Genomic DNA, 23,954 nt, shown 5'->3' with positions numbered 1-23,954 from the left:
ACGACCGCGCGCAAGATGCTTCGCTACCGCTCTGCATGACGTTTTAGAGTCATAATCATAAAGAAATATACATGAAACAACCGTTTACTGTTGACTTAAATTGTGACATGGGGGAGAGCTTCGGGGCCTATCAGTTGGGCAACGACGCGGCCATTTTGCCTTATGTCTCCTCCGCCAATATTGCCTGCGGCTTTCACGCCGGCGACCCGGCGGTGATGCGCAAAACCGTGCGCCTCGCCCTCCAGCACCATGTCGCCATCGGTGCTCACCCCGGCCTGCCCGATCTGGTAGGCTTTGGCCGTCGCGAAATGGCTGTTTCCCCCGAAGAAGCCTTTGACATGGTTGTATATCAAATAGGCGCGCTGGGGGGCTTTTTGGCGGCTGAAGGGGGTAAGCTGCACCACGTAAAGCCGCATGGCGCCTTATACAATATGGCCGCCAGTAGCGCCCCACTGGCCGAAGCCATTGCCGAAGCCGTGTACCGCATCAATCCGGAGCTGGTGCTCTACGGCCTGGCGGGCAGCGAGCTAACCAAAGCCGGCGCCAAGCTCGGCCTGCAAGTGGCCCACGAGGTATTCGCCGACCGCACCTACCAGCCCGACGGCACCCTTACCTCGCGCCGCCTGCCCAACGCCCTGCTCACCACGCCCCAAGAGGCTGCCCGGCAAGTAGTTCGCATGGTAAAAGAAGGCAAAGTCCGCGCCCAGGATGGCACTAATGTCGCCATCAGGGCCGACACCATCTGCATTCACGGCGACGGCGCCCACGCCCTGGAATTTGCCCGCCACATCAACCAAACACTGCAGGAAGAAAGCGTCAGTCTGCAAGCCGACTTCAGAAAGCCAACCCAATGAAGCAGCCCAAAAACTGGAGTGTGCTGCTGGGCGCCGCTTTTTTGATGGCGACTTCGGCCGTTGGGCCGGGCTTTCTCACCCAAACCACTGTCTTTACCCAAACGCTGGGGGCCAATTTTGGCTTTGTCATTCTGACCTCTATCCTCATTGATCTGGGGGTGCAGCTTACTATCTGGCGGGTGATTGCGGTGTCCGAAATGCGGGCGCCGGATATTGCCAATACTGTGCTGCCGGGCCTGGGAACGTTCATTTCCGCCCTTATCGTGCTGGGCGGACTGGCCTTCAACATTGGCAACGTGGGCGGCGCCGGACTGGGCTTACAGGTCTTATTCGGAATCCCCGTAGAGGTCGGGGCCGCAATAGCGGCTGCCCTCACCATCGGTATTTTCCTGGTGAAAGAAGCCGGCAAGGCCATGGACCGTTTTGCCCAGCTTATGGGCCTGGTGCTGATCTTAATTGTTGTGTACGTGGCCTTTACCTCCGCGCCGCCGGTAGGTGAGGCCCTGGCCCGCACCATTATGCCCGAGAAGTTGGACGTTATGGCCATCGTCACGCTGGTGGGCGGCACGGTGGGCGGCTACATCACCTTCGCCGGCGGCCACCGTCTGCTCGATGCCGGCATAAAAGGGCACGCCGCCTTGCCCCAGGTCATGTCGAGCGCCGTATCGGGTATCACGGTGGCGTCGGTTATTCGGGTGTTTCTGTTTCTGGCGGCCCTGGGCGTGGTTAGCCAGGGCCTGACGCTTGATGCCGAAAATCCGCCGGCTTCGGTGTTCCGGCTGGCGGCTGGAAACTTCGGCTACAAGCTGTTTGGCGTGGTGATGTTCGCGGCGGCCGTCACCTCCATTATTGGGTCGGCTTATACGTCGGTTTCGTTTATCAAATCCCTGCATCCCAGCATCAGCCGCCACGAAAACCGCCTGATTATCGGCTTCATCTTCGTTTCTACGCTCATTTTTATCACCATCGGCAAGCCCGTCAGTCTGCTCATCCTGGCTGGCGCCTTGAACGGGTTTATTCTGCCCATCACGCTGAGCACGATGCTGGTAGCCGCCTACCGCAAAAAGATAGTAGGCGACTACCGCCACCCACTGTGGCTGGCCGTGGTGGGGGTGCTGGTAGTGTTGGTAATGACGTGGCTGAGCGCGCAGGTATTTGCCCAGCAGATTGGGAGTTTGGTGGGCTAATACCAGTTGCAGACCAACAAACCAAAGCTAGAACGAAGTTCCCCTCCTCAGATGAGGAGGGGATGTCGAAGCGAAGCTGAGACGGGGGTGGTTGAGGTCGTTGTTAAGTTGTTTAATGTGTCATGCTGACGACAGGAAGCATCTCGCGTGTTTAGTAAGATTAGTAACCCATCGTCAGCATGCGAGATGCTTCGCTGCGCTCTGCATGACGTTCTTTAGGATCGTTCTCCCAAACAACATCAGCAACGCCCTCAACCACCCCAGCGTCGGCTGCGCCGCCGCGTCCCCTCCTCATCTGAGGAGGGGAGCTTCGTTCTGGCTGCTTCTAACTCTAGTTTCGTAATCCACAGCCTGAATCAGCTAAAGCATGGGGCTACCAGAATTCAATCGGTGCTGAAAAGCCTCCAGAAACAGCCCCACATGGTAGCCATCGGCTAAGCCGTGGTGTACGTGTACCGATACGGGCAGCAGGCGGGTGGCGCCTTCGAGGTACATCTGACCATACGAAATCTTGGGGCAGCTGTCGGCGTGGCGGAAGCTGCGGGCGTGCGACAGCGCCGTGAAGCGCACCCACGGCAGGGCCGAGCAGTGCAGCACGTCGGGGCGGGCGGTGGTGTCGGAGAGGCGCAGGCCGGTGCTTTGCTGTACTGCTTCTATTTCGCGGTTCGCGGCAGCCACGAAATCGGGTAGCGAGTCGTGCAGCTCAATGAAGGAAAAGCCGAACGTATGATCGGGGCGGCCGATGGTGGCCGAGGCGTGCACCCGGTCGTAGCAGTACACCTGGCCGTCCTCAATGCGGTAGCGAAATTCTTCTACTTCCTGCACGGCTTGTAGGGCGTGGTAGAGGTAATACAGAAAGAACGACACGCCCTGGCGCTTGGCTTCGGCGTAGGCATGGGTACAGTCGAGGTGGGTGGTCAGGCCGAAAAAGGGCTCATCGAAGGAGGAAAAAAACGCGAAATGCTCCCGACGGGGCCACTGGGCGAGGTCTAACAACTGCTTCATACGCCGCAAGTTCGGTAACTTCGCCCAACTCGGTGCAGGCGTTCCTATGCATTATACCACGCTTTCTTGTTACCAGCAAGTACCTGCCGAGCAGTTGGCAGCCTCGCGTTTCATGAAGCGGCGCCGATAGTTGACGTCCTAACTAATTCGATTAGAAGAAAACCTCATTCATTTACCTTGAACGAAAGCTTACCTTGCTACTTGTTCTCTAAAGCTTATTCATGCTTCCTGCAACGTGGTACGATTTGATCGGCGTGCGCGCGACCGAGGTCAAAACGGTATGGCTATTCTTTCTGCATAACTTTCTGTTGGGCATCGGCACCGTTCTGGTGTACGTGTCGGCCAACGTTATCCTGCTCGAAAACAACCCCGAGCGCAACCTGCCGCTGGCCTACGGCCTGGCCGCGCTGGCCATGATGGCGGCGGGGAAGGCCTACACTTATTTCGAGCATCATTTGCCTTTGCAGCGACTGACCGTGCGGGCATTGCTGGCCGTAGTGGCGTTTACGGGCGTGATAAGCGTGCTGGTAGCCGTGGGCAACTCGGTAGCGGCGGCCGTAGCCATCATGGCGGGTTACCGGGTTATTTACCTGCTTACCAATCTGGAGTTTTGGGGCGTGTCAGCGGTGGTGTTCGATGTGCGCCAGAGCAAGCGCCTGTTTGGCCTCATTGGCTCCGGCGACATGCCCGCCAAGGCGCTGGGGGCCATTTTGGCTTTGCTGGTACACGCTCATACCGAGTTGCTGTTTCTGCTGTTGCTGGCTTTTGGCTCTTATTTAGGCGCTTTATACACCTTGCGCGCCACGCTTAGCTCGCACGCCGTGGAGACCCGACCAGCACCCCGGCCCCAGCGCCTCATCGGCCTGGCGCCCGGACTGCAACGCTGGTTCGGCGACAGTCAGCTAGTGCTATCTACGTGCCTGAGTATCACGGCTATTGCGGCGGTTACGGCGGGCGTGGAGTACTCGTTCTTCGTTAACGTCAAGCATAAGTTTCACGATCAGGCCACGGTGATGCGCTATGTAAGTAGCGTGCTGGTAATCACGTATTTGCTGGCGATGATTTTCAAAATGCTGCTCACCCAAAAGGCCCTGGAGCGGGTAGGCATTCGTCGGATGCTGGTGGCGCTGCCTGCGGCTTTGCTGGCGGGGCTGCTGGTGTTTGGGGGCTTATGGCAGCTTGGGGTTAATGATTCGGTGCTGCTGCTCTACTTCTGCGGCTTGTATCTGGGGCTGGAAGTATTGCGCCGCGCCGTGTTCGATCCGGTGTTTCTGGTGCTGTTCCAGCCGCTTTCGCCGCCTGAGCGCCTGCGGGCGCATACGCGGGCCAAAGGCTTTTACGAACCGCTGGGAATGGCGCTGGGGGGCTTTTTATTGTTCGCTCTTCACGATTTGCCGGGCCTGAATGAGTGGGCGCCGTTCGTCTGGATGGGTATGTTTGCCGCTGGTGCTTTATTCTTCCTGCACCGCACTTACGGCCATTATATGGCTGAGCTGCAACACGCCCTCGGACGCCGTTTTGGTGGCTCAGCGGAAGCTGCAGCTATAGCGAGCGAATTCCTCGCGGAAGATCAGCTGCCCGCCAGTCCGGCCGAGGTGCAGGCATTGATTGAAGCGCTTGAGGATAAAAATCAACGCCGGGCGGCTACGGCGCAGCTGCTACTGCTCGGCGCTACGGCCTTGCCTGAGCTGATCCAAACGCTGGAATCACCCGGGGCCAGCACTGTGCTGGTGCGACGGGTGGCACAGCTGTGCGCCCGCTTACCTGTGCCCGTCAGCCGGGAAGCACTGGTAGCGCTGGCCCAACGACCCAATCTGCACCAGCGCGAAGCAGCGCTACGGGCGTTGCGCCACATGGAGCAAGTGGAGACCGAGGCGCCTATGTTCCAGGCGTTGGTGCAGGATGAAATGCGGCTGGCACATCAGCTTTTGCACGGCATAGCTGCCTTTAGCCACGACGAGTTGCGCCGCTGCCTTCATTACGAGCTGGCTAAAGTTCAGCAACGGATTTTTGGCCTGTTGTTGCGGCTTTATCCACCCCAACTCATTGCCGATGCGCAACGCGGCGTAGCCCATGCGGCCCGCGAGCGACAGGCTAACGCGCTGGAAATTCTGGACAACATCATTCCGCGCGCCCTCTACCAGGGCTTGCAAGCCTTGCTCGACGTGGCGCCGGTGGCGGAAAAGGTGCGCATATTTGATCAGTTGCTGGGGCCGCTGAGGCAGCCCGCGCGCGTGGTGCCGTTACTTATTGAGCAGGGCGAAGCGGCTTTTTCCGACTGGACTATCAGCGTAGCTCTGCGCCACTGGCATGCCGAACCCCGCACACTCAAGCAGGTGTTGCCGTATATACATAGCTCCAGCTTATTTATTCAGGAAAGCGCCTTCTTTGTACTAAGAAAGCTAGCGGAGCGCCAACCTGAACTCTATGAACAGCTTACGGATGCCGAGCCTGCCTTACCTGCCTTGCTTATGAGCCACACCCACGCTATCACCGCCACCATCTCGGCCCGCGACCGGGTGCACATTCTTCAGCAAACGGCCTTGTTTGCCGAAACGCCCGAAAACGTGCTGAGTAGCATCGTGCCCATTATGCGGGAAGTGAGCTTTCACGATGGGCAGCAGATTTTTGCCAAAGGCGACCTGGGCACTTCGCTCTTTATCGTGTATGGGGGCGAAGTAGGGATTTTCAACGGTGCTCAGCACCTCACTACATTCCGCAAAGGTGACTTCTTTGGCGAATTAGCCCTGCTCGATGCCGAGCCCCGCTCAGCCTCCGCCGTGGCTCAGGGCGAAGTAGTTGCCTTCCGCCTCGACCAGGAAGATTTCTACGATGTGATGGAGGAGCGCGGCGAGGTGCTGCGCAACATTATGAAAGTGCTATGCCAGCGCCTGCGCCGGCAGAACGAGAAGATGCAAACCCAGGCACCGCTCAGCAATCCAGCCTAGCGCTGGGGGGCAAATCTTTTTGAATGCGAAGCTATATTGTGATTAGTCCGTCATGCTGAGCCTGTCGAAGCATCTCTACTGCTTCGTTGCTGCATCATTGATTACTAACCAGTAGAGATGCTTCGACAGGCTCAGCATGACGTTCAGTAGGGTTTCGAACGACTTTCTGAACAGCTTCTGTTCCCATTCGAATGCCTTCAGATCTTTACTGAAGGCATTTGTATTTCTGAAGAAGCAGTCGTGCGCACTCGACGATCAAACCGCTCGAGCACAATGGGGAAGATAACCAGCTCGCCGTAGAGGGCCCCGACAATGGAAATAGCCGTGAGCATGCCGAAAAGCTGCACGGTTTTCAGCGAGGCCAGTAGCATCACCGAATAGCCCAAAAACAGGATAACGCTGGTCAGGACGATGGTGGGGCCGATGTGGGCGACGGTGGCCAGCCGGGCCTGAGCCGGCGCGAAGCCGCGTTGGCGGTTTTGCTGGTAAGCATGAATAAAGTGAATGCTGTCATCGGTGCAGAAGCTGAGCACGATGGCGGCAATGCTGGCCGTGGCCGTGTCGAGGGGAATGCCCCACCAGCCCATCAGGCCGAGCAGCACGAGCACCGGAAACAGATTGGGAACCACAGCAATAAGGGCCAGGCGGAAGCTGCGAATAAAGCCCCAGGTAAGCAAAAACACGAGCCCGAAGGACGTAAGCAAACTATTGGTTTGCGAGGTGGTAACGTAGTCCGTGATGCGAGCATACATGGGCTGGTAGCCGGCCGGCGTTACCGTGGCTACCGCCCCCAGCGTAGCCTTCGCGATGCGCATGACCGTGTCCATCTTGGCCGTAAGCTGCTGGGCCGACAGCATGCGCCCCGATACCGTGATACGCCCGGTGCGGCTGGCCTCGTGCACAAACTGTTGAGTGAGAGCCGGATAATCGGTGTGCAGCTGCTCATGCACCGCTCGCAGCGCCCCCTGACTGCCGAGCGCCCGCCGGGCGTTGCCCCGAAACTGCGCTTCCAGTCCCGCCTGGTAAAGCGACTGAAACCCAAACACCCGCCCCACTCCCGGTACCGTTTGCACCGAGTCGGCAAACGCGGCGGCCGCCCGTAGTACCCGGCCGCTGTCCAGCCCCAGGCCTGGTTTGGGCACAACCAAAAGCTCCAGGGGCATGTACGGTCCCCAGGCAGCTTCCATCGCCCGGTGGTCGGTGACAGTTGCGTAGTTATCAGGCAGGTAACCCAGCGTGTAGGTGTCGTTGCGGAGCTGGGGCGTGCCGGCCAGCAGCCCCAGCGTGAGCACCAGCGAGCCAGTAGCAAAGAGCCGGCGCTTGGCCAGAACAAACGAATAGAAGCGAAACAAGCCTTGGCTCGTAGTGCGCGTGGGGCGGGGCACAGGGCGGGTGAGGGGCAAAATCAGCACGCCCAGCACGAAGGTGAACACAAAGCACAGCGCAATGCCCAGGGCCGCGAACAAGCCGAAGTTTTTCAGAATGGCCATGGGGCTGGTGAGCAGCGCCAGGAAGCCGGCAATGGTGATAAACATCGTGAACAGGCAGGGCTGCAGCACGTTGCGCAGAGCTTGCAAAGCACTTTCACGGGGCGAAGTGGTGGCGGCCGTGGGCAGCAGGTTGCGCTCATTCACCACGTGCATGGAATCCATGAAGCCCAGCAGAATGATAATGATGGGCAGCAGCACGGTCAGCAGATTGATGCGGTGGCCGAGCGCCCCATAGATGCCAAACGTGAGATAAGTAGCCAGCCCGACGATGCCCAGAGTGTAGAGCAGCAGGTAGAAATTGCGATAAATGACCAGGAAAATGGTAAACATCAGCAAGTAGCCCAGCCCCAGAAACAAGCCGAAATCGTGCTGGGACAAGGCATTCAGGCCGGCATAAATAACGCCCACGCCGCCCAGAAAGGCCTGCTCATGCGTGAAATGCCGGTACACTACCGCCTGCACCTTCTCCAGAATTGCCCCCCGCCGATTGTCAAAATCGGGGAGCTGGCGCAGCACCACCAGAAAGCGGGCCGCGCGGTAATCGTTGCTGAACAGCTGCTGGCGCAGCGTCGGTAGTTGCTGCAGCGACTCCTGCACGAGGCTGGCAGTTGCCTCCGGGGGCAGCACCGGGCGCGGGGCCGTGCCCAGCAAGCTGGCGCGGGCGGGCAGCGTAGCGTTGCCCGCGCCCACGACGCTGGCTACTTCCGGCAGTTTTTCCAGTTCCGCCGTAAGCGCCCGAAACTTCTGGAAGTAGGGCGGCGCCAGCACAGAATGGGCATCTTTCACCACCAGAATCACTACTTCGTCGTTGCCGAAGCGGTCCTGAAAGTCGTGGTACGCTACCAGCGCCGGGTCTTTTTCCAGAAACCAGGCCGACAGGTCGTTGTCTACTACCGCGGCGGCTTTTGCTCCCGGCCACAGGGCCACGCAGGCTACCGCAGTTAAGAGAAGCAACAGGTAGCGAATCTTGTGGAGGAAGCTCATCTTTACACCGGAAGAGGTGCCTAAAATAGCGCTTCCCGCGTCATGAACCTGAAAAACCTGGCCGCCTACCTGCACGAGCGTTTTCCCCTCGTCAACATGGCGTTGTTTGCTATCCTGTTTGCCACGGTATTCACGGTAGCGGGCCGGGCCGCTGCTGGCTCAACCGGCCCGCTGCCGGGCTTCGGGCTAAGTGAGCTGGGGGGCATTTTGGTTTCTATATCGTTCTTTTTCCGGCTGCGGGTATTCGATGAAATCAAGGATTTTGCCTCCGATGCTGTGCTATATCCGCAGCGGGTGCTGCAATCAGGGCGGGTGAGCCTGAAGCAGCTGCAAGTGCTGGCCTGGGCGGGGGCCGCGCTGGAGCTGGCTTGGTCGGTGCACCGCGGCTGGCCCGCCACGCTGGGCTGGGGGGCATTGCTCAGCTACAGCCTGCTGATGCGCTACGAGTTTGGCGTGGCCGAGTGGCTGCGCGCCCGACTCCTGCTCTACGCCATTTCCCACATGGTCATTATGCCGCTGGTTATCAGCTGGCTGTGGCTGGCGTACGCCCCGCTGGCTTTATTCTGGCAAGAAGGCGGACTTCTGCTGGCGCTGCTCAGCTTGCTGGGCGGCTTTGCCTTCGAGCTGGCCCGCAAAATCCGGACGAGCGCCGCCGAGCGGGAAGGCGTCGATTCTTACTCTAAAACCCTGGGCTACGGCGGCGCTATCGGGGCGGTGGTGCTGGTGGTGCTGGGTAGCGCCGGGGTACAAGCCCGCCTGTTTTGGCAGCTGAGCGCCGGCTGGGGGGCTTTTTTGCTCCTGGGCGGGCTGCTGGTGCTGACCGTAGCAGTGTACGGCACGGCCCTCGTCCGCCCCCGCGAAAAGCTGGTGCGGCTAGCGGAGCTGCTGGTGTCGCTGGCTATGCTGGTGAGCTATGTAGCGGTAATCGTGAGCTTGCGGTGGTAAGCTTATCAAAAGTAATTTTCAAACAAGAACGTCATGCAGAGCGCAGCGAAGCATCTCGCGTGTTTGGTTGCCACAGTAACTCACCTCATCAGGCGGTCATGCTGAGCTTGTCGAAGCATCTTTACCGCTTTGTTGCAATGCTGTTGATTAGTAGCCAGTGGAGATGCTTCCTGTCGTCAGCATGACAGTTAGCTTGGCAACGACCGCGAGCGAGATGCTTCGCTTCGCTCTGCATGACGTTCTCTTGGAGTTAGTAACCAGTTATTGAACCATCGCTAAGCAAGCTGCTTCGTCGTGGCTGAGGGCGCAGAATGCTCGGATTGACAAACGATCTTTATTTCGAATAGACGCATACTACTTCCCTCTCTTATGATTTTATTCGGCTCTCAGCTTACCGCTGACCGGGCGCTGGGCGGCAAGGCGCACGGCCTGCGCCGCCTGCGGGCAGCCGGCGTGCCCGTCCCCGATTTTCTGGTTATTCCGGCTGATACGTTTGATGCGGAGCTGCAAGGGCTACCAACCGACTCCGACGGCCTCGTGCAGCGGCGCGAGCGGCTGTTACAGTTTTCGCTTGCCGCCGCTGATCACCAACAGCTTGTGCGCCTGCTCGCTAGCTGGGGCTTTCCGCAGCAACCCGTCGTTGTGCGCTCCTCCGTAACCGATGAAGATGGGGCGCATACGGCCTTCGCCGGCCTCATGGATTCCTTCGTAAACCTAACCACGCCCGATCAGGTAGCAGCCGCGGTAGCCCGTTGCGCGGCCAGCGCCTACTCCGAACGGGCCACCAGCTACCGGCAACTCAAGGGCTTGGCGGCGGCTCGGCCGGCCGTTATTGTGCAGCGGCAGGTGACGCCCGTGGCCAGTGGCGTGCTTTTTACCACGCTGCCCGAATATCCGCAGGAGCTGGCCGTGCATGCCGTTTGGGGCTTCGGTGAGGGACTGGTGGGGGGCGTTTTTGAGCCCGATGAATTCTATTTCGTCAAAAAAACGGGTCAGCTGCACCGCCACAAAATTGCCCATAAGCCCCAGCAGCTACTCGCCCATCCCGACCCCAGTCAACCCGGCCTCCGGCAGGCCGACGTTCCCACTCCCGACCAAGACCAGCCTTGCCTGACACCCGCTCAGCTCACCGAGCTTTTCGCTATCGGTAGCCGGCTGGAGCGCGAACTGGGCGGCCCCCAGGACGTGGAGTTTGTCGCCACCGCCACCGACTTATGGATTGTGCAGGCGCGGCCCATCACCCAGCCCATTCCGGAGGTGGTGGTGTATGATAACTCCAACATCCAGGAAAGCTACTGCGGGGTCACGACGCCGCTCACGTTCAGCTTTGCCCAGCGCGCTTATGCCACCGTGTACACGCAAACCATGCGGGTGCTCGGGTTGCCACCGGCCCGAATTGCAGCGCAAAGCGAGGTGGTTGCGCAGCTACTTGGACTGGTGAAGGGCCGGATTTACTACAACATCAACAACTGGTACCGCGGCCTGCAACTGCTGCCTTCCTTCCGGCAAAACAAAGCCGACATGGAGCGCATGATGGGCCTGGAGGAGCCCGTAGACTTTGTGCAGGATCAGGAAAAAACCTGGGGCGACAAGCTCTGGCTCCTGCCCGGCCTGGCCATAAATATGCTGCGGCTAGTGCGGGCCTTCTCACGGCTGAAAACCGCAATTCCGGCTTTCCATGCCCACTTCCAGCAGCACTACCAACACTTCTACGCCCAACCCCTGACGACGCTCGATGGCGCGGCGCTGCTGCGCGTAAAAGCAGAGCTGGATACGCAGCTGCTCGGCAACTGGACCACGCCCATCATCAACGATTTCTATGTAATGATGAATAACGGCAAAGTGGCCCGCGGCCTGAAAAAGGCGGGCATCACGGCCCCGGATGAGTTTTTGAGCCGCTACCTGTCCGGCGACGACCAGATTGCCAGCACCCAGCCCACGCACCAGATGCAGGCTCTGGCCCGCCAGGCCTGGCCCCAGGAAACCCTGCGCCAGCTGATCCTGGATTTGCCCCCCAGTGTGCACGAGCAAGTCCGGCAGACGGCGCCCGAGTTTCACCGCGCCGTGGAAGACTTCATCGGGCAGTACGGCGACCGCACCGTAGGCGAGCTGAAGCTGGAAACCACAACGATGCGGGTGGAGCCGGCCGTTTTTTACAAGTACCTGCGCAACTTCCTGCTGACGGAGCCCGCCCCGCTGCCCGCCACCACACCCGTGGCCCACCTCCACGAGCAGGCCCGCGAGGAGCTGCTTGCGCTACTGAGTAAGCGCTCCATCTGGTTTCGAAAACGCCTGTGGGAGAACCTGGGCAAGCTGCAACACGCCATCCGCTACCGCGAGTCGTTGCGGCTGGAGCGCACGCGCCTGTTTGGCATGTACCGGGCGTTGTATCTGGCCATGGGCGATAAGCTGCTGGCTGCAAATAAATTGGAGGACGCCCGCGACATCTTCTGGCTGACTGAGCAAGAAATCACCGTCGCATTTGCCCCCCAGCCGAGCCCGGAGCTGCAACCGCTGGTGCAGCAGCGGCGCGAGCAATTTGCGCAGTACGCCCGCGAAGACGTGCCCTCCCGCTTCACCATTCCCAGTCCGCCCACCGGCCCCGATTTGCCCCCCAGCCGGCCCGATACGCTGGTGGGCACGGGCTGCTTTCCCGGCATCGCCGAGGGCGAGGTCATCGTCATAACCGACCCTGGCGGCGACCTGAACGTGACGGGCAAAATCGTGTGTGCCCTACGCACCGACCCCGGCTGGGCGGCCCTGTTTCCGATGTGCCGAGGCGTTATTATTGAAAAAGGCTCCTCGCTTTCGCACTCAGTTATTCTGCTGCGGGAGCTAGGTATTCCAACCATTATCAACGTGTCGGCCGTGACCAAGCATCTGCAAACCGGGCAGCGCATCCGCGTGAGCGGCGAAACCGGCGAAATTGAGTTGGTGCCGACACCGGAAATAGCTAGCGCTTCTGAGTGCTGAGTGGTACCACTCAGTTTACCTTGATCAATAACGCAAGGTGTGGACTATAAATTAGAATTAGAAAACTAGCTCCCCTCCTCAGATGAGGAGGGGTTGGGGGTGGTTGACCGCGCGTTGAACAACCTCTAGAAGCTAGTTCTAGTCTTTCAACCACCCCCAGCCCCTCCTCATCTGAGGAGGGGAGCTAGCTCTAGTAGCGCTCCGCAACTTGGGCTAAATTATTACTAAACAATGCCTTCTCTTAGTCAACTGCCTTTCGCTGATACGCTCAGCGTTTCCTTTTTTGAGATTCCATCTCGTATCTACAAAAATGCCCCCCACCAGCCTTACGAAGACAGAAACGCCCTGACGCAGCTGTTTCGGGCCGAGGCGGAGCGCAACGACATCGTGGTGTTCTCGGACCACCAAAACCTCCGGCTGGTGGGCATTTACCCGCACGTCAGCGCCGAGGCTTACTTCGGCTTCTGGGAAACCACCGATGATCTGGCCCTGAACCAGGCTGCGTTCGAGCTGCTCGGCGCGGAGGCCCGCCGCCGGGGGCACACCCAGCTCATCGGACCGCTGAATTTCAACACGTTTTACGCGTACCGGCTGCGGTTGACGCCCGCGCCATCCTGGGGGCATTTGACCGGGAGCCTGCCAACCCGGCCTACTATCCAACCTTGCTGGCCCAGCTCGGCTTCGCCCCAACGCTCACGTTTGAGAGCCGCCTTATTCGCCCCGATGCGGTGCCTGCGGTGTATCTGGATAAAGCCAGTTTGCTGGCGGCCCTGGAGCAGATTCCCTACGAATTTATTCCACTAAACCTCGATACCTGGCAGGAGCACGAAACGGAGCTGTTTGAGCTGGTAAATCAAGTGTTTAGCGCCAATCCGGCTTACCGGAGCATTCCGTTGGCGCAGTTTCGGCGGCTGTACAATGCGACGTATGCGGCCAAGCTCTGCCCGCATACGTCCGTGCTGTTTCGGGCGAAAGCCTTGGGCCAGCTGGTGGCCCTGAGCTTTTGTCATCCCAATTATGCCCCTTTACGCCTCGGTGCGAAAGCTCCCGTCTTTGTCCGCGACTACCCGCTATTGCCGGAGAAAACTCTGTTAGCCAAAACGGTCGGCGTGCACCCCGATTTTCGTAATCAGCAGCTAATGAACTATATGGGCGCCTACGGCATGATGGGATTTCGGGAGCTGTACGACCAGGTGATTTTCTGCCTGATGCGCTCCGACAACTTTTCCCGGCACTTCACCGATGGTTTGCCCGCCGAAGTCGCTCAGTATGCTTTATTCGGTAAGCACCTGCTGGGATAGAGGCTGAAGCTGCGCCAGCGTGTCGAAATAGCTGTCCACCACCCGCGGCAGGAAAGGGTAGGGGCTGACCGTGTGCGCCATCATGTACATGCCCAAGCGGTGCAGCCCAAAGTCCAGGGCAGCGTAGCCCGCGCCTTCCCGAAATTCGGCGGCATCGGCGTAGCGGCCCGTGAGGCGGTGCAGAGCTTGGCGGTAATGCTCAAAGTAGGTGCTGCGCAGGTGGTAGCGGTCCTCGTCCAGCACGAAGCAGAGGAGTTCCACCACGTCGTATTGGGGCACGTGGTAGGTGGCCAGCTCCCAGTCGTACGCGCACAGGCGCAGCTCGTGATCTACCAGCTTAAAGCAGGTGTTGCGCGGATTTAAATCATTATGAATAAGCGTCTTATCCATAGTATTTAATGCCCCCCAGTAGGCCGGAATCAGCTCGATGGCCGTGCGCAGCTCCCGTACCCGGCTCTCGGGGTACAGCTCGGGGAAGCGGCTGGCCGCGTTCAGCAGCAATGCTTCCCAGAGCGGCGTAAGCTGGTGCATGTAGGCGGGCGAGTGCAGATCATCCCAGAGGCCAACGGGCTGGGGCGGCTGCGCTACCAGATGGCGGGCATGCCACTCGGCCAGCTGCTCCAGCGCCGCGCGAACATGCGCGTCGGTCCAGGCCTCGGGCGTCAGGGCGGAGTTCAGCAGGGTCACGTCTTCCAGGTATTCCAGCAGGACGCAGTAGGCTTCCTGCTCATCGTTGGCATAGAGCCCCCACACTTTAGGCATGAGGCTGGAGGCGTGTTGTTGGTACATTTCTACCTCGCGGCAATGGGTATGCTCGAAGCCAGTCAGGGCGGCAAAATCGGGGTAAATTTCGGCCAAAGGACCCCAGCAGGCTTGAGCCAGATGGGTGAGCATGGTCGAGATTTCGCGACCGGGGGGCTTTACTTTCAGCACCATGCGCTGCACCTGCACCTCGCCATCGATTTCAAGGGTAACGGCCAGGCCAAAATGCCCAATCGTCTTGTCCGTCAGCCCGGCCGTGAGCGTGACCAGAATGCTGGCCGAGTTATCGATGGGCAGAGGCTCCACTGCCCGCACTCGGATTGCTTTATCGGGGGCGTGGGCCTGAATTATTTGCTCCAAAAACGCAACGCTGAAATAGTCGGGCGCAGTCGTCTGCCTGATGGCCGGATAAGCGAGGGAAGTAGAGGCGAAATTAGCCGGCGCCAGGCCCGAGTCCAGCACCCGCACGTTGCGGAAATAAAAGCAGGCATCCTGCGCCGACAACTGCTCCGACAACGCGGCATTCAGCGGCAGCCAGGCCGAGGCCAGGTCGCCCTGATTTTGCAGCAGGTTCCAGTAGACCAGGCGCAGGGGGCGGTCGGCGGTCGGAAACAGGCTTTGGCTTACCTGCTGAAACTCTTCCGGGCTGGTGTACTCAAAAATGTTGGACAAGCTGGCCTTCGTGACGGTGCGGCCCGCCGCCGTATGCAGGTAGCTCACGGCCTCGTCCGTCACGACGGTCAGCTTGCCCAGCTGCTGCCGCAGCCGCTGATGATTGCCGCGCTGGTAGCAGGGGGCAAAATAGCTTCCGGCAAGCCTTCCGGCCCGAAGAAGAAAAACCGGAAAAAGAAGTTGTCCCGCACCAGCTTGGTGCTGATTGTTTCTTTCAGGCGAGCGTAAAAAGCCTGCCCACCCGATTCCAGGGCGTATTTAAACAAAGCCGCGTCGCGGCCTTTGCTGAGGTTGGCCTCGTCGAAATAAGCGGTGAAACGCGTTTGAAAGGAAGTGCCGTCCAGCTCGGCCGCGAAAAAATCGCGCTGCTTTTCTACCGAGTTGAAGGTAATGAGCTGGCGCACTTTCGCTTGCTCTGCCTCGTCGAGGCTCGGCAGGAAGCCGGTAATGTAGCTTTCCAGCTTGCCCGCTGTCAGAATGCCCCCCGGATGGCTCTCGAAAAAGCTGGCCCAGTACTGCCGCAGCTCTGCCGGGAGCGTGTCGGCAATCTTTGCCCAGGTTTGGGCTACGCTCGGGACGCCGTCGAAGCCCATGAGGGCGCGCAGCACCCGCGGCTCGTGGCGCAGAATCAGGTGGCACTTGAGCAGCAACAGCTTATTCTGCACCGGGTTCAAGTCGATGGCCGTCACGTAGCGCGGGTTTTGCAGCAGCGCGTTCAGCACGTTGCACCCCGCTGAGGTGATGACCAGCACATGGTCGGTGGGCGCGATGGCCAGCGCCTGGCAGAGCGTGCGGCTGTCTTCCCACACCAGGGAGTAGCGAATCTGATCCAGGGCGACACTGTAGAATTCTGAGTTCATAGCTAGGTAAGTTGGGCGTACAGAATTTTGGAATGGTGGCGAGAATCTACGGGCAACGTTGAGCGAAAATGAATAGTACAGTGGAGGGCTCCGTGAAAGGTTTTGGTCAATAGCTCTTCCACATCTTGCCGGCTTACTGCGGGGCCTTGAATGAATATTGTAAATCCCGCCGCGTCGGCGCGGGCGGCCACGCGTTCTACGCCCGGCAGGTGGTAGAGCAGGTGCTCCAGCTGATAATGCTGCACGCCGCCATGCAGGCGCTCATTGCCCTGGCGGCCAGTTAGAAATAGTTGACCGTCAGCAAGGTAGCCATAGTCGCCGGTAGCTAGCCACTGTCCGGGCCGGGCGGTGGCTACGTGCGGTCCTCTCACCTGAATCTCGCCCACTATTAGGCCGGCCTCCTGTCCGCTATTTAGCTGCCCCAGGGGGCAAATCTGCACTTCCAAAGCCGGATGAACGGTGCCCACGCAGTAGCCCGCCAACGGATTAGCTACCGGCGCGCTGACCTGGCGAACGGCAATAGGCTCGGCCTCGGAAGAGCCATAAATAATGTGAACAGCGGCGTTAGGAAAGAACTGCCGCAGCTCCTGCACCAGCGGCTCGGGCACCGGCGACCCCCCGATGCCGATGCCCACTACTGCCGGCAGCTGCCTGGGATGCTGGCGCAGGTAGCTTAGCAGCGCCTGGAAATAAAAAACATTGCCCGTCATCGTCTCGACCCGCTCCCGCACCAGCTGGTCCAGCACGCGAGCCGGCGCTAGCTGCTGGGTAGCGCACCAGGGCACATCAGGCAGAATACTGACCACGCCCGCTGCCATGTTGTGCAGCAGAATATTCGGAAACAGCGGAAAATCGCGCTGCCCGGCCCAGGGCGGAAACACGGCCTTAATGGCCTCATGCTGAGCCAGCAACACCCGATGACTACGCCGAACTGCTTTGGGCAATCCCGTGGAGCCAGAGCTGTGCGAAACAAGCGCCAGCTGCTCATCACCTACCGGTTCGGCGGGCGCTGGCTTCCCGGCCACTGACAGGTGAGCCACGGCCGTCACCTTTAGCCGGAAAAGCCAGGCCAGCAGGCGCGACGTCGGGCGGAGGGGCCGCTGGGTGAGGACCGCGCGAATATTGGCTTGACGCAGGAGCCGCAGAATAGCGCTGGGCGAGGCGGCAGCCGACGGCAGCACCGGAATGCCCCCCAGCGCCATTACGGCCAATAGCCCGCAAATAAGATCGAAGCTAACGGGCATGACGAGCAGCACCGGCTCGCCCGCCCGTACGGGCGTAGCTTGCAGGGCCTCCCGAATAGCCTGGGTGCGGCTGAGAATGGCCCGACCAGTGTAAGAAATCGGTGCATGGTGCTCACCGGCGGGCCACACCAGAAAGACCTGCTCAGGGTGTTGGAGAAGCGTGCGGCGAATGGTCTCAAAGAAGTTGCTATTCACGGCTCGCTTGCTATAAGTTGTTGGATTGTAGGATTCTAGTTGAGTTTCTGCGGAACCGTGCGCAAAAGTCATGTCAGCTTTTTGCCGAGTAAAGGCTGAGCCCGACTAGGCTCTGGCGTATATCAATATCTAAAGGTGCTAATAAACCAGAGTTTACAACAACGAAAAGTGAGCTTAATCAGACCTTTTTTTGGCTTGTTTAATGGGTGTAACTTTATGATAATAAGTACTTTGTGCGTGCTTGTTTTAGACTTTTGAGAACGGGTTCAGAAGGTCGCCACGGTTTGTTAAAGTGCATCTGCGTGCTGGTGGCGCGTAGTAAGGAACTTAAGGGAAACCCCATTCAACACGTCAGCCGGATGCTGGGGGGCAAATTTGCCCCCAGCATCCGGCTGACGTGTACTAATTCAGTCTAAAATGATTATTCCAGCTTAAACGCGGCTTCCTGCACATCCCGGGAGTTGCCACCAACAAACACCTGAAAGTCGCCGGGCTCTGAGACGAACTTCAGGTCGTTGTTGTAGAACTTCAAATCGTCGGGAGTAAGGCGGAAGGTGAGCGTTTTGCTTTCGCCCTTTTTCAGCGCGACTTTCTGGAAGCCTTTCAATTCCTTCACGGGCCGGGAGATGGAGCCGACCATGTCGCGGATGTAGAGCTGGGCAGTTTCCTCACCGTCGTAGTTACCGGTGTTGCGAACGGTTACGCGCACTTCCAGCGGCTCGTTTTGCTTGATGGTGGTCTTGCTTAACTCAGGTTTGCTGTAGCTGAACGTGGTGTAGCTCAGGCCGTAGCCAAATGGGTAAAGCGGATCGTTGCTCACGTCCAGGTAGCGCGACTTATACTTATCCAGCTTGTCGGTGCCGTTGAAGGGCCGGCCGGTACTTTTGTGGTTGTAGTAGATAGGCACCTGGCCTACTACCTGCGGAAAAGTAGCCGTGATTTTGCCTGATGGGTTGTAGTCGCCAAACAGCACATCAGCAATAGCGTTGCCGCCCTGCGTACCCGAAAACCAGGTTTCCAGGATAGCATCGGCGTTCTGGTTTTCCCAGCTCAGCGCCATGGGCCGGCCGTTCATGAGTACCAGTACCAGCGGCTTGCCGGTCTTTTTTAGAGCTTTCAGCAACTCCAGCTGTTGGCCGGGCAAGGTAATATCGGCGCGGCTGGCCGCTTCGCCCGTCATGCCCTGCGACTCGCCTATGGCGGCCACAATTACGTCGGCGCTTTGGGCGGCTTGCACTGCCTCCTGAATCAGGGCTTCGGGAGTGCGTTTGTCAATGTTCAGGTCGCCGCCGTGGGCGTTCAGGCGCTCAATCATCTGCGCATCATTGGTGACGTTAGCACCTTGGGCGTACACTATTTTGACGCCGTTGCCCGCCACGTTTTTGATGCCCTGCTCCAGCGAAACGGCCTGTTTCCAGTCGCCGGCGCCGCTCCAGCTGCCTATCATGTCCCGCTGCCGGTTGGCCAGCGGGCCTATGAGCGCAATCGTACCGGTCTTTTTGAGCGGAAGTGTGTTTTTGTCGTTTTTGAGCAACACCAGACTTTTGCGGCTGATGCTGCGGGCGTCGGCAATGAACTCTTTCTTCATCATCGTCGCCTTGGCGCGCTTTTCCGTTACGCCGCGGTACGGGTCCTGAAACAGGCCGAGCTTGTATTTGGCTTCCAGCACGCGGCGGCAGGCCAGGTCAATCTGCTCCTGCTTCACGGTGCCGGCTTTCAGATTTTGCGCCAGGTTTTTCAGGAAAATCTCGCCCACCATATCCTGATCTGTACCCGCGTTCAGCGCCAGCGCCGACACTTGCGCGTCGTTGCCCATGCCGTGCGCTACCATCTCGTTGATGGCGGTGTAGTCGGTGGCTACAAAGCCGTTGAAGCCCCACTGCGTGCGCAGCAAGTCCGTCATTAGCCACTTGTTGCCGGTGGCCGGTATGCCGTTGATGTCGTTGAAAGACGTCATGACGGAGCCTACGCCGGCCTCGATGGCAGCTTTGTAGGGGGGCAGATACTCGTTGTACATGCGCACCAGGCTCATGTCGGTGGTATTGTAGTCGCGGCCGGCTTCGGCGGCACCGTAGAGGGCAAAGTGCTTGAGGCAAGCCATGACGTTGGTGGGCTTGCTCATGTCGTTGTCGGGGCCCTGGTAGCCGCGCACCATGGCGCGGGCAATCTGAGAACCCAAATACGGATCTTCGCCGGCACCTTCGGCAATGCGGCCCCAGCGCGGGTCGCGGGCAATATCGACCATGGGCGAGTATACCCAGTTGATACCGTCGGCAGCCGCCTCTTCGGCCGCGATACGGGCGCTGCGCTCCATAGCGGGCAAATCCCAGGAGGCGGCCATACCTAGCGGAATCGGGAAGATGGTGCGGTGCCCGTGAATAACGTCGTAGCCTAGAATCAGGGGGATCTTCAGGCGCGAGTCCTTCACGGCCAGCTCCTGCAGCTTACGCGCCGCCACGGGCGTGTAGGTGTTGAGCACCGCGCCCACATTGCCTCTGCGAATGTTGGCGTCCACGTCCTTGCTGACCACGGGCCCGGTCACGTCGAAGCCCACCGACACCAGATTCAACTGGCCGATTTTCTCGTCCAGGGTCATCTTTTTCATCAGCGCCTCCACAAACTGATTCATCTTCTGGGTATTGACACTGGAAGGTGGAGCAACAGCTGTCTGGGCGTGCAGCGCCGGGCTCAGCGAGATGCCCAACGAGAGGAGCAAGGAAGTGCGGAATGTGCTTTTCATGGGGGAGAGGATAGGATGGGGTGGTAGCACCAGAGAGGAGGTAAAAAGCCCCCTAGAAGTATTAACTCAAAAAGAACGTCATGCAGAGCGGAGCGAAGCATCTCGCGTGCTGACGTTGTGGTGCTGGTGCTGGTTATCAAACAACAAGGCGGTCATGCTGAGCTTGTCGAAGCATCTCTACCGCTTCGTTTGATTAGTAGTCAGTAGAGATGCTTCGACAAGCTCAGCATGACCCCCTTTTAATTAGCAACATCAGCACGCGAGATGCTTCACTGCGTTCTGCATGACGTTCTTTTTGAGTTAGATACTGTTAATTTTTTACTTTGCCGCTACGACTGGTATTCGGGCGGAAATGCCGTTTTCGTTGATGGCTTCGATGGTGAAATAATAAGGTAAGTTTTTGTCCATGCCTTTGAAGTAGAACTCGGGGGTGCCGTGCACCATGATGCAATTGTAGAGCTTATCGGGGCTGATGCCAACGTGAATATTGTACGCGTAGGCGTTATCGATGGCCTTCCATTTCAGCCAGGCGCTGCGCTTGTCCTTCTCAGTGCGGAGCACGATAAAGTTCTGCACTGTCGCAGGCGCGGCTCCATTTCCTTTGCCAAATACCCGCAGGCCGCTGATGGCAAAATTACCGGTGGGCATGTGGATGTTTTCGAGCTTGAGGTAGCGCGTTTTTACCGGCCCGGCCAGCTCGATGTAATCGTGCGGGACGTCGGTTTTGTTCTCGCTTTTATCCACCAGCATCCGCCATTTTTTGCCGTCCTGGGAGTGCCAGAGCTTGTATTGATGGTAGGTGCCCCGCTGCTTACCCAGAAATTCCGCATCCTGGTCGGCGTAGTTTAGCTGAATGGCGTGCACGGTGCTTAGGTTGCCTAAATCCGTCTGGATGTATTCGCCCTTGTTGCCCGTGGCGGCACTCCAGTAGGTTTTGATGCTTTCATCAACGGCGAAGTTGGGCAAAAAGCCCCCCAGCGTGCTGGACACTTGCACCGGCTTCTGGTAGTTGAGCAGCATCCAACCCGCAAAGCGACTTTTGAGGTGGTCGGCGGGGCCGGTGGGCAGGTAGTGCGGGTAGTCGCCAAAGGTGGTGTTGCTGTATAATACGCCGTCTTTATCGAAGCCCGCAGGCCAAAGGCCCAGCCGCCGCTCGAAGTTGTTTTTTACGGATACCACCATCGTGGAAAGGTGCCACCAGTTGCCGTAGGTGTCCTGAAAGGTGTTGCCGTGGCCGGCCCCGCGGGCAAAGCCACCGGGCTTATACGCAAACGGGTTGTGAGGCTGGGGCGTGAACGGGCCCAGCGGCTTGTCGCTCACCTGCACACCGTCGGCGTAGCCGCTGAATTCGGTGCCGGGCGCGCCGTATTGGAGGTAGTATTTGCCCTGGTATTTATTCATCCAGGCACCTTCCATAAACGGGTCGAGGAAGGTGTTGTCGAGGTATTCGCCAAACCGCTGCCAGCCAAACCGCTCGTCATTCAGCCCAAACATCTCCTTCGGCTGACCGATGGGCTGGAAAGTCTTGCGGTTGATTTGCTGACCATAAAGCGGAAACTCGTTGCTGCTGCCCCAGTACAGGTATAGCTTGCCATCGTCATCCAGGAAAAAGCGGGGTCCCAGGCGCCAATCTGGAAGGGCTCCACGGCTTCTTTCCACTCGTTGGCTTTGGGGTTGGTGCTCATCCAGATGGGGAAGTTCTTCTCGTGCGTCGAGCCGAATACCAGCAGCGTATCGCCCATTACAAACACGGCCGGCGCGCACAGGTCATCATACACTTTGTGCTGAGGCTTGAGGAAAGAGCGCGAAACGAACTTCCAGCTGTACAGGTCCTTGCTGTGCCAATAACCCCACTGGTTAGTCGAGAACAGGTAATAATCACCTTTAAACAAGGTAATGACCGGGTCAGCCGTAGCGCGGTGCTTGCCCGAAACCGCAAAGTCAGGGATGGGCGTATAGCCGTAGTCCAGGTTCAGGGGATTGCAATACGTCCGCTGGCCAGGACTGGCGGTTGGCTGGGCCTGAGTAAATAAACTCAGCAACGCAGCAAAGCAAAAGAGCAGGGTTCTGAGCATAAGTAAGCTGAAAATCGTCTGTCATGCAGAGGCGGAGCCGAAGCATCTCGCGTGCTGTCGTCGCTAAGCTAACTCACCTAAACAGGCGGTCATGCTGAGCGGAGTCGAAGCATCTCTACCGAAGTGGTAATCTCAACGAAGCGGTAGAGATGCTTCGACTCCGCTCAGCATGACCGCCTTTTAATCAATAATGACCGCGAGCGAGATGCTTCGTCGCCGCTTCACGCGCGGAATGCTCTGCATGACGTTCAAGAGGATTATTTCTTAATCTGTGGACTTTCAAACCCGAGCTTGGTAAGGCCGCGCTGAACATCCGGGCTGCTCATGAATAGCTTCCAGAGCAGGCCGGTGCGGTAATTTTCGATCATGACCACGATGGGGCCCTGGTCGATGGCGAGGTGGGATTTAGCGTACCAGTCGTGATGCTCGCTGAAGCCATCCACGAAGCCGTATTCGCTCCATATTTTGTCCCCCAGGTCGTTGTAGAAGTGCTTCAAAGCCGCCATCGATTCGGCCGGCGCGTAGGGCATGGCCGATAGGGCGGCAGTGGGCGAAATCACGCCTAAGTCTTCGGTGGGCGAGTGGGCCGCGTAGCCCTTGTAGCTATCCGAAGCGGTGAGGCCCCAGCTATTGGGTCCGTAGCCTTTGTACTTCTTTGGGTTATCGACGCAGTAGGCGTAGTTGATGCGGGTGTGGGCCTGGTTTTGCTGCATATAATCGGCGTACTGGTCCTTGAGGCCGCGCGGATCAATGCCCAGGAAAGAGTAGTGCGAGAAGAACAGCGGCCCGCCGTAGTCGAAGCCCAGCGGGAGCTTGGTTTTGTAGAACTCCTTGCCATTCTTGAAGTAGTCGCCGGTGGCCCAGCCCTGGTCGTACACCTTCTTGTCAACGCCGTACTTGGGCGAGGCGGCGGCCAGCACGTAGGTAACCAGGCACTCGTTCCAGCCGTGAATCTGGTGGTTCATGCTCCAGCCATTGTTGGGGCTCCAGTGCCAATACAGCACATTTTGCCCCCCTGGGTGTGCCAGCTCCACTCCACGCCTTCCCACATCCACAGAATGCGGTTGCGCAGTTCCTGCTCGGTTTTGTTTTCCTGAGTGAAGTACTGGCGGGCGCAAATCAGGCCCTCAAATAGAAATGAAGTCTCCACTAAGTCACCCCCGTCGTCCTTTTGACTGAAGCGGATAACCTTGCCCGTCGCCCCATTCAGCCAGTGCGGAAACACGCCGTGAAACGAATCGGACTTCTCCAGAAACTTAACGATTTTGAGGATGCGCGCCGCCGCTTCTTCCCGCGTTATCCACTTTCTGTCGGCGGCCACGATGATGGCCATAATGCCGAAGCCGGTGCCGCCGGTGGTTACTACCTCGTCGCCGTACTCGTAGGCCACGTTGCTGCGCTCGCGCGCCATGCCCGACACAGGGTGCCCAAAGTCCCAGAAGTAGCGGAAGGTCTGGCGCTGCACTAGGTCCAGGAGCTGCTCATCGGTGAGGTTGCGGGGCCGTTGGCGCGGATCGAATTTGGTGGTTTGGGGGGCTTTTTTTGGCGCTGGCTTTTGCTGGGCCGGTAGCAAGCCCGGTAAGAGTAGACACAGGAGAAGGAGGAATTTTGCTTTCATAGCTTACGATTGGCCTCACCCCTAACCCCCTCTCCTAGGGGAGAGGGGGGACTAGCTCTAAAAAACCAGGCTAGTTATTAACGAGATGTAGGCTGTAGATT

At 58.7% G+C, this 23,954-nt stretch carries 16 protein-coding genes; 6 read left to right on the top strand and 10 right to left on the bottom strand.

The window, feature by feature from the left end; genetic code table 11:
* Positions 1-71 precede the first annotated feature (71 nt).
* Both MKZ35_RS08505 and MKZ35_RS08500 read left to right on the top strand, forming a co-directional pair.
* Positions 72-854 carry a LamB/YcsF family protein gene (locus tag MKZ35_RS08505; RefSeq protein WP_482512797.1) on the top strand — a complete coding sequence of 261 codons (783 nt, stop codon included), beginning with the start codon at positions 72-74 and terminating at the stop codon, positions 852-854.
* A complete protein-coding gene (locus MKZ35_RS08500; protein WP_482512796.1) occupies positions 851-2,041 on the top strand; it encodes an NRAMP family divalent metal transporter in 1,191 nt (396 codons plus the stop codon). The genes MKZ35_RS08505 and MKZ35_RS08500 overlap by 4 nt, the downstream gene beginning before the upstream one ends.
* 360 nt (positions 2,042-2,401) lie before the next feature.
* Here MKZ35_RS08500 and MKZ35_RS08495 read toward each other — a convergent pair whose 3' ends face one another.
* Complete coding sequence (locus MKZ35_RS08495; RefSeq protein WP_482512795.1) at positions 2,402-3,046, bottom strand: CatA-like O-acetyltransferase; 645 nt, start codon at positions 3,044-3,046, stop codon at positions 2,402-2,404.
* A gap of 221 nt (positions 3,047-3,267) precedes the next feature.
* Between MKZ35_RS08495 and MKZ35_RS08490 the strand changes: the two genes are divergently transcribed.
* Complete coding sequence (locus MKZ35_RS08490; protein ID WP_482512794.1) at positions 3,268-5,994, top strand: cyclic nucleotide-binding domain-containing protein; 2,727 nt, start codon at positions 3,268-3,270, stop codon at positions 5,992-5,994.
* 197 nt (positions 5,995-6,191) lie between these two features.
* Here the strand turns inward: MKZ35_RS08490 and MKZ35_RS08485 are convergent, their stop codons facing one another.
* Complete coding sequence (locus tag MKZ35_RS08485) at positions 6,192-8,468, bottom strand: efflux RND transporter permease subunit (protein ID WP_482512793.1); 2,277 nt, start codon at positions 8,466-8,468, stop codon at positions 6,192-6,194.
* Between the two features lie 42 nt (positions 8,469-8,510).
* On the opposite strand from MKZ35_RS08485, the gene MKZ35_RS08480 reads away from it, so the two are divergent.
* The 3 genes from MKZ35_RS08480 (at position 8,511) to MKZ35_RS08470 (ending at position 13,687) form a co-directional block, all read left to right on the top strand.
* A complete protein-coding gene (locus MKZ35_RS08480) occupies positions 8,511-9,413 on the top strand; it encodes a UbiA prenyltransferase family protein (RefSeq protein ID WP_482512792.1) in 903 nt (300 codons plus the stop codon).
* A gap of 369 nt (positions 9,414-9,782) precedes the next feature.
* Positions 9,783-12,386, top strand: a complete 2,604-nt coding sequence (locus MKZ35_RS08475) for a PEP/pyruvate-binding domain-containing protein (protein WP_482512791.1) — start codon at positions 9,783-9,785, stop codon at positions 12,384-12,386.
* Between the two features lie 662 nt (positions 12,387-13,048).
* The gene (locus MKZ35_RS08470; RefSeq protein WP_482512790.1) at positions 13,049-13,687 is read left to right on the top strand and encodes a hypothetical protein; all 639 of its coding nucleotides are present in this window, start codon (positions 13,049-13,051) and stop codon (positions 13,685-13,687) included.
* Here MKZ35_RS08470 and MKZ35_RS08465 read toward each other — a convergent pair.
* The 8 genes from MKZ35_RS08465 to MKZ35_RS08430 all read right to left on the bottom strand — a co-directional run bounded on the left by MKZ35_RS08465 (position 13,661) and on the right by MKZ35_RS08430 (position 23,853).
* Positions 13,661-15,184 (bottom strand): aminoglycoside phosphotransferase family protein, encoded by a 1,524-nt coding sequence (locus MKZ35_RS08465; RefSeq protein WP_482512789.1) that lies wholly within the window; start codon positions 15,182-15,184, stop codon positions 13,661-13,663. The genes MKZ35_RS08470 and MKZ35_RS08465 overlap by 27 nt on opposite strands.
* Positions 15,185-15,189: 5 nt before the next feature.
* Entirely contained in the window at positions 15,190-15,981 is a 792-nt protein-coding gene (locus MKZ35_RS08460) for a DUF3419 family protein (protein WP_482512788.1), read from the bottom strand.
* A gap of 2 nt (positions 15,982-15,983) precedes the next feature.
* The gene (locus MKZ35_RS08455; protein ID WP_482512786.1) at positions 15,984-17,420 is read right to left on the bottom strand and encodes an AMP-binding protein; all 1,437 of its coding nucleotides are present in this window, start codon (positions 17,418-17,420) and stop codon (positions 15,984-15,986) included.
* A 421-nt stretch (positions 17,421-17,841) separates the two neighbouring features.
* Positions 17,842-20,160, bottom strand: a complete 2,319-nt coding sequence (gene bglX / locus MKZ35_RS08450; protein ID WP_482512785.1) for a beta-glucosidase BglX — start codon at positions 20,158-20,160, stop codon at positions 17,842-17,844.
* A gap of 318 nt (positions 20,161-20,478) precedes the next feature.
* Entirely contained in the window at positions 20,479-21,741 is a 1,263-nt protein-coding gene (locus MKZ35_RS08445) for a discoidin domain-containing protein (RefSeq protein ID WP_482512845.1), read from the bottom strand.
* Positions 21,642-22,235: a hypothetical protein gene (locus MKZ35_RS08440; protein WP_482512784.1), complete on the bottom strand. Its 594-nt coding sequence runs from the start codon at positions 22,233-22,235 to the stop codon at positions 21,642-21,644. The genes MKZ35_RS08445 and MKZ35_RS08440 overlap by 100 nt, the downstream gene beginning before the upstream one ends.
* Positions 22,236-22,492: 257 nt before the next feature.
* Positions 22,493-23,200, bottom strand: a complete 708-nt coding sequence (locus tag MKZ35_RS08435; RefSeq protein WP_482512783.1) for a glucoamylase family protein — start codon at positions 23,198-23,200, stop codon at positions 22,493-22,495.
* Entirely contained in the window at positions 23,197-23,853 is a 657-nt protein-coding gene (locus MKZ35_RS08430) for a DUF3131 domain-containing protein (RefSeq protein ID WP_482512782.1), read from the bottom strand. Before MKZ35_RS08430 ends, MKZ35_RS08435 begins: the two co-directional genes overlap by 4 nt.
* Positions 23,854-23,954: the final 101 nt, after the last annotated feature.

Source organism: Hymenobacter sp. R533113 (genome assembly GCF_056835965.1).
This window is presented reverse-complemented; position numbering and strand designations above follow the sequence as displayed.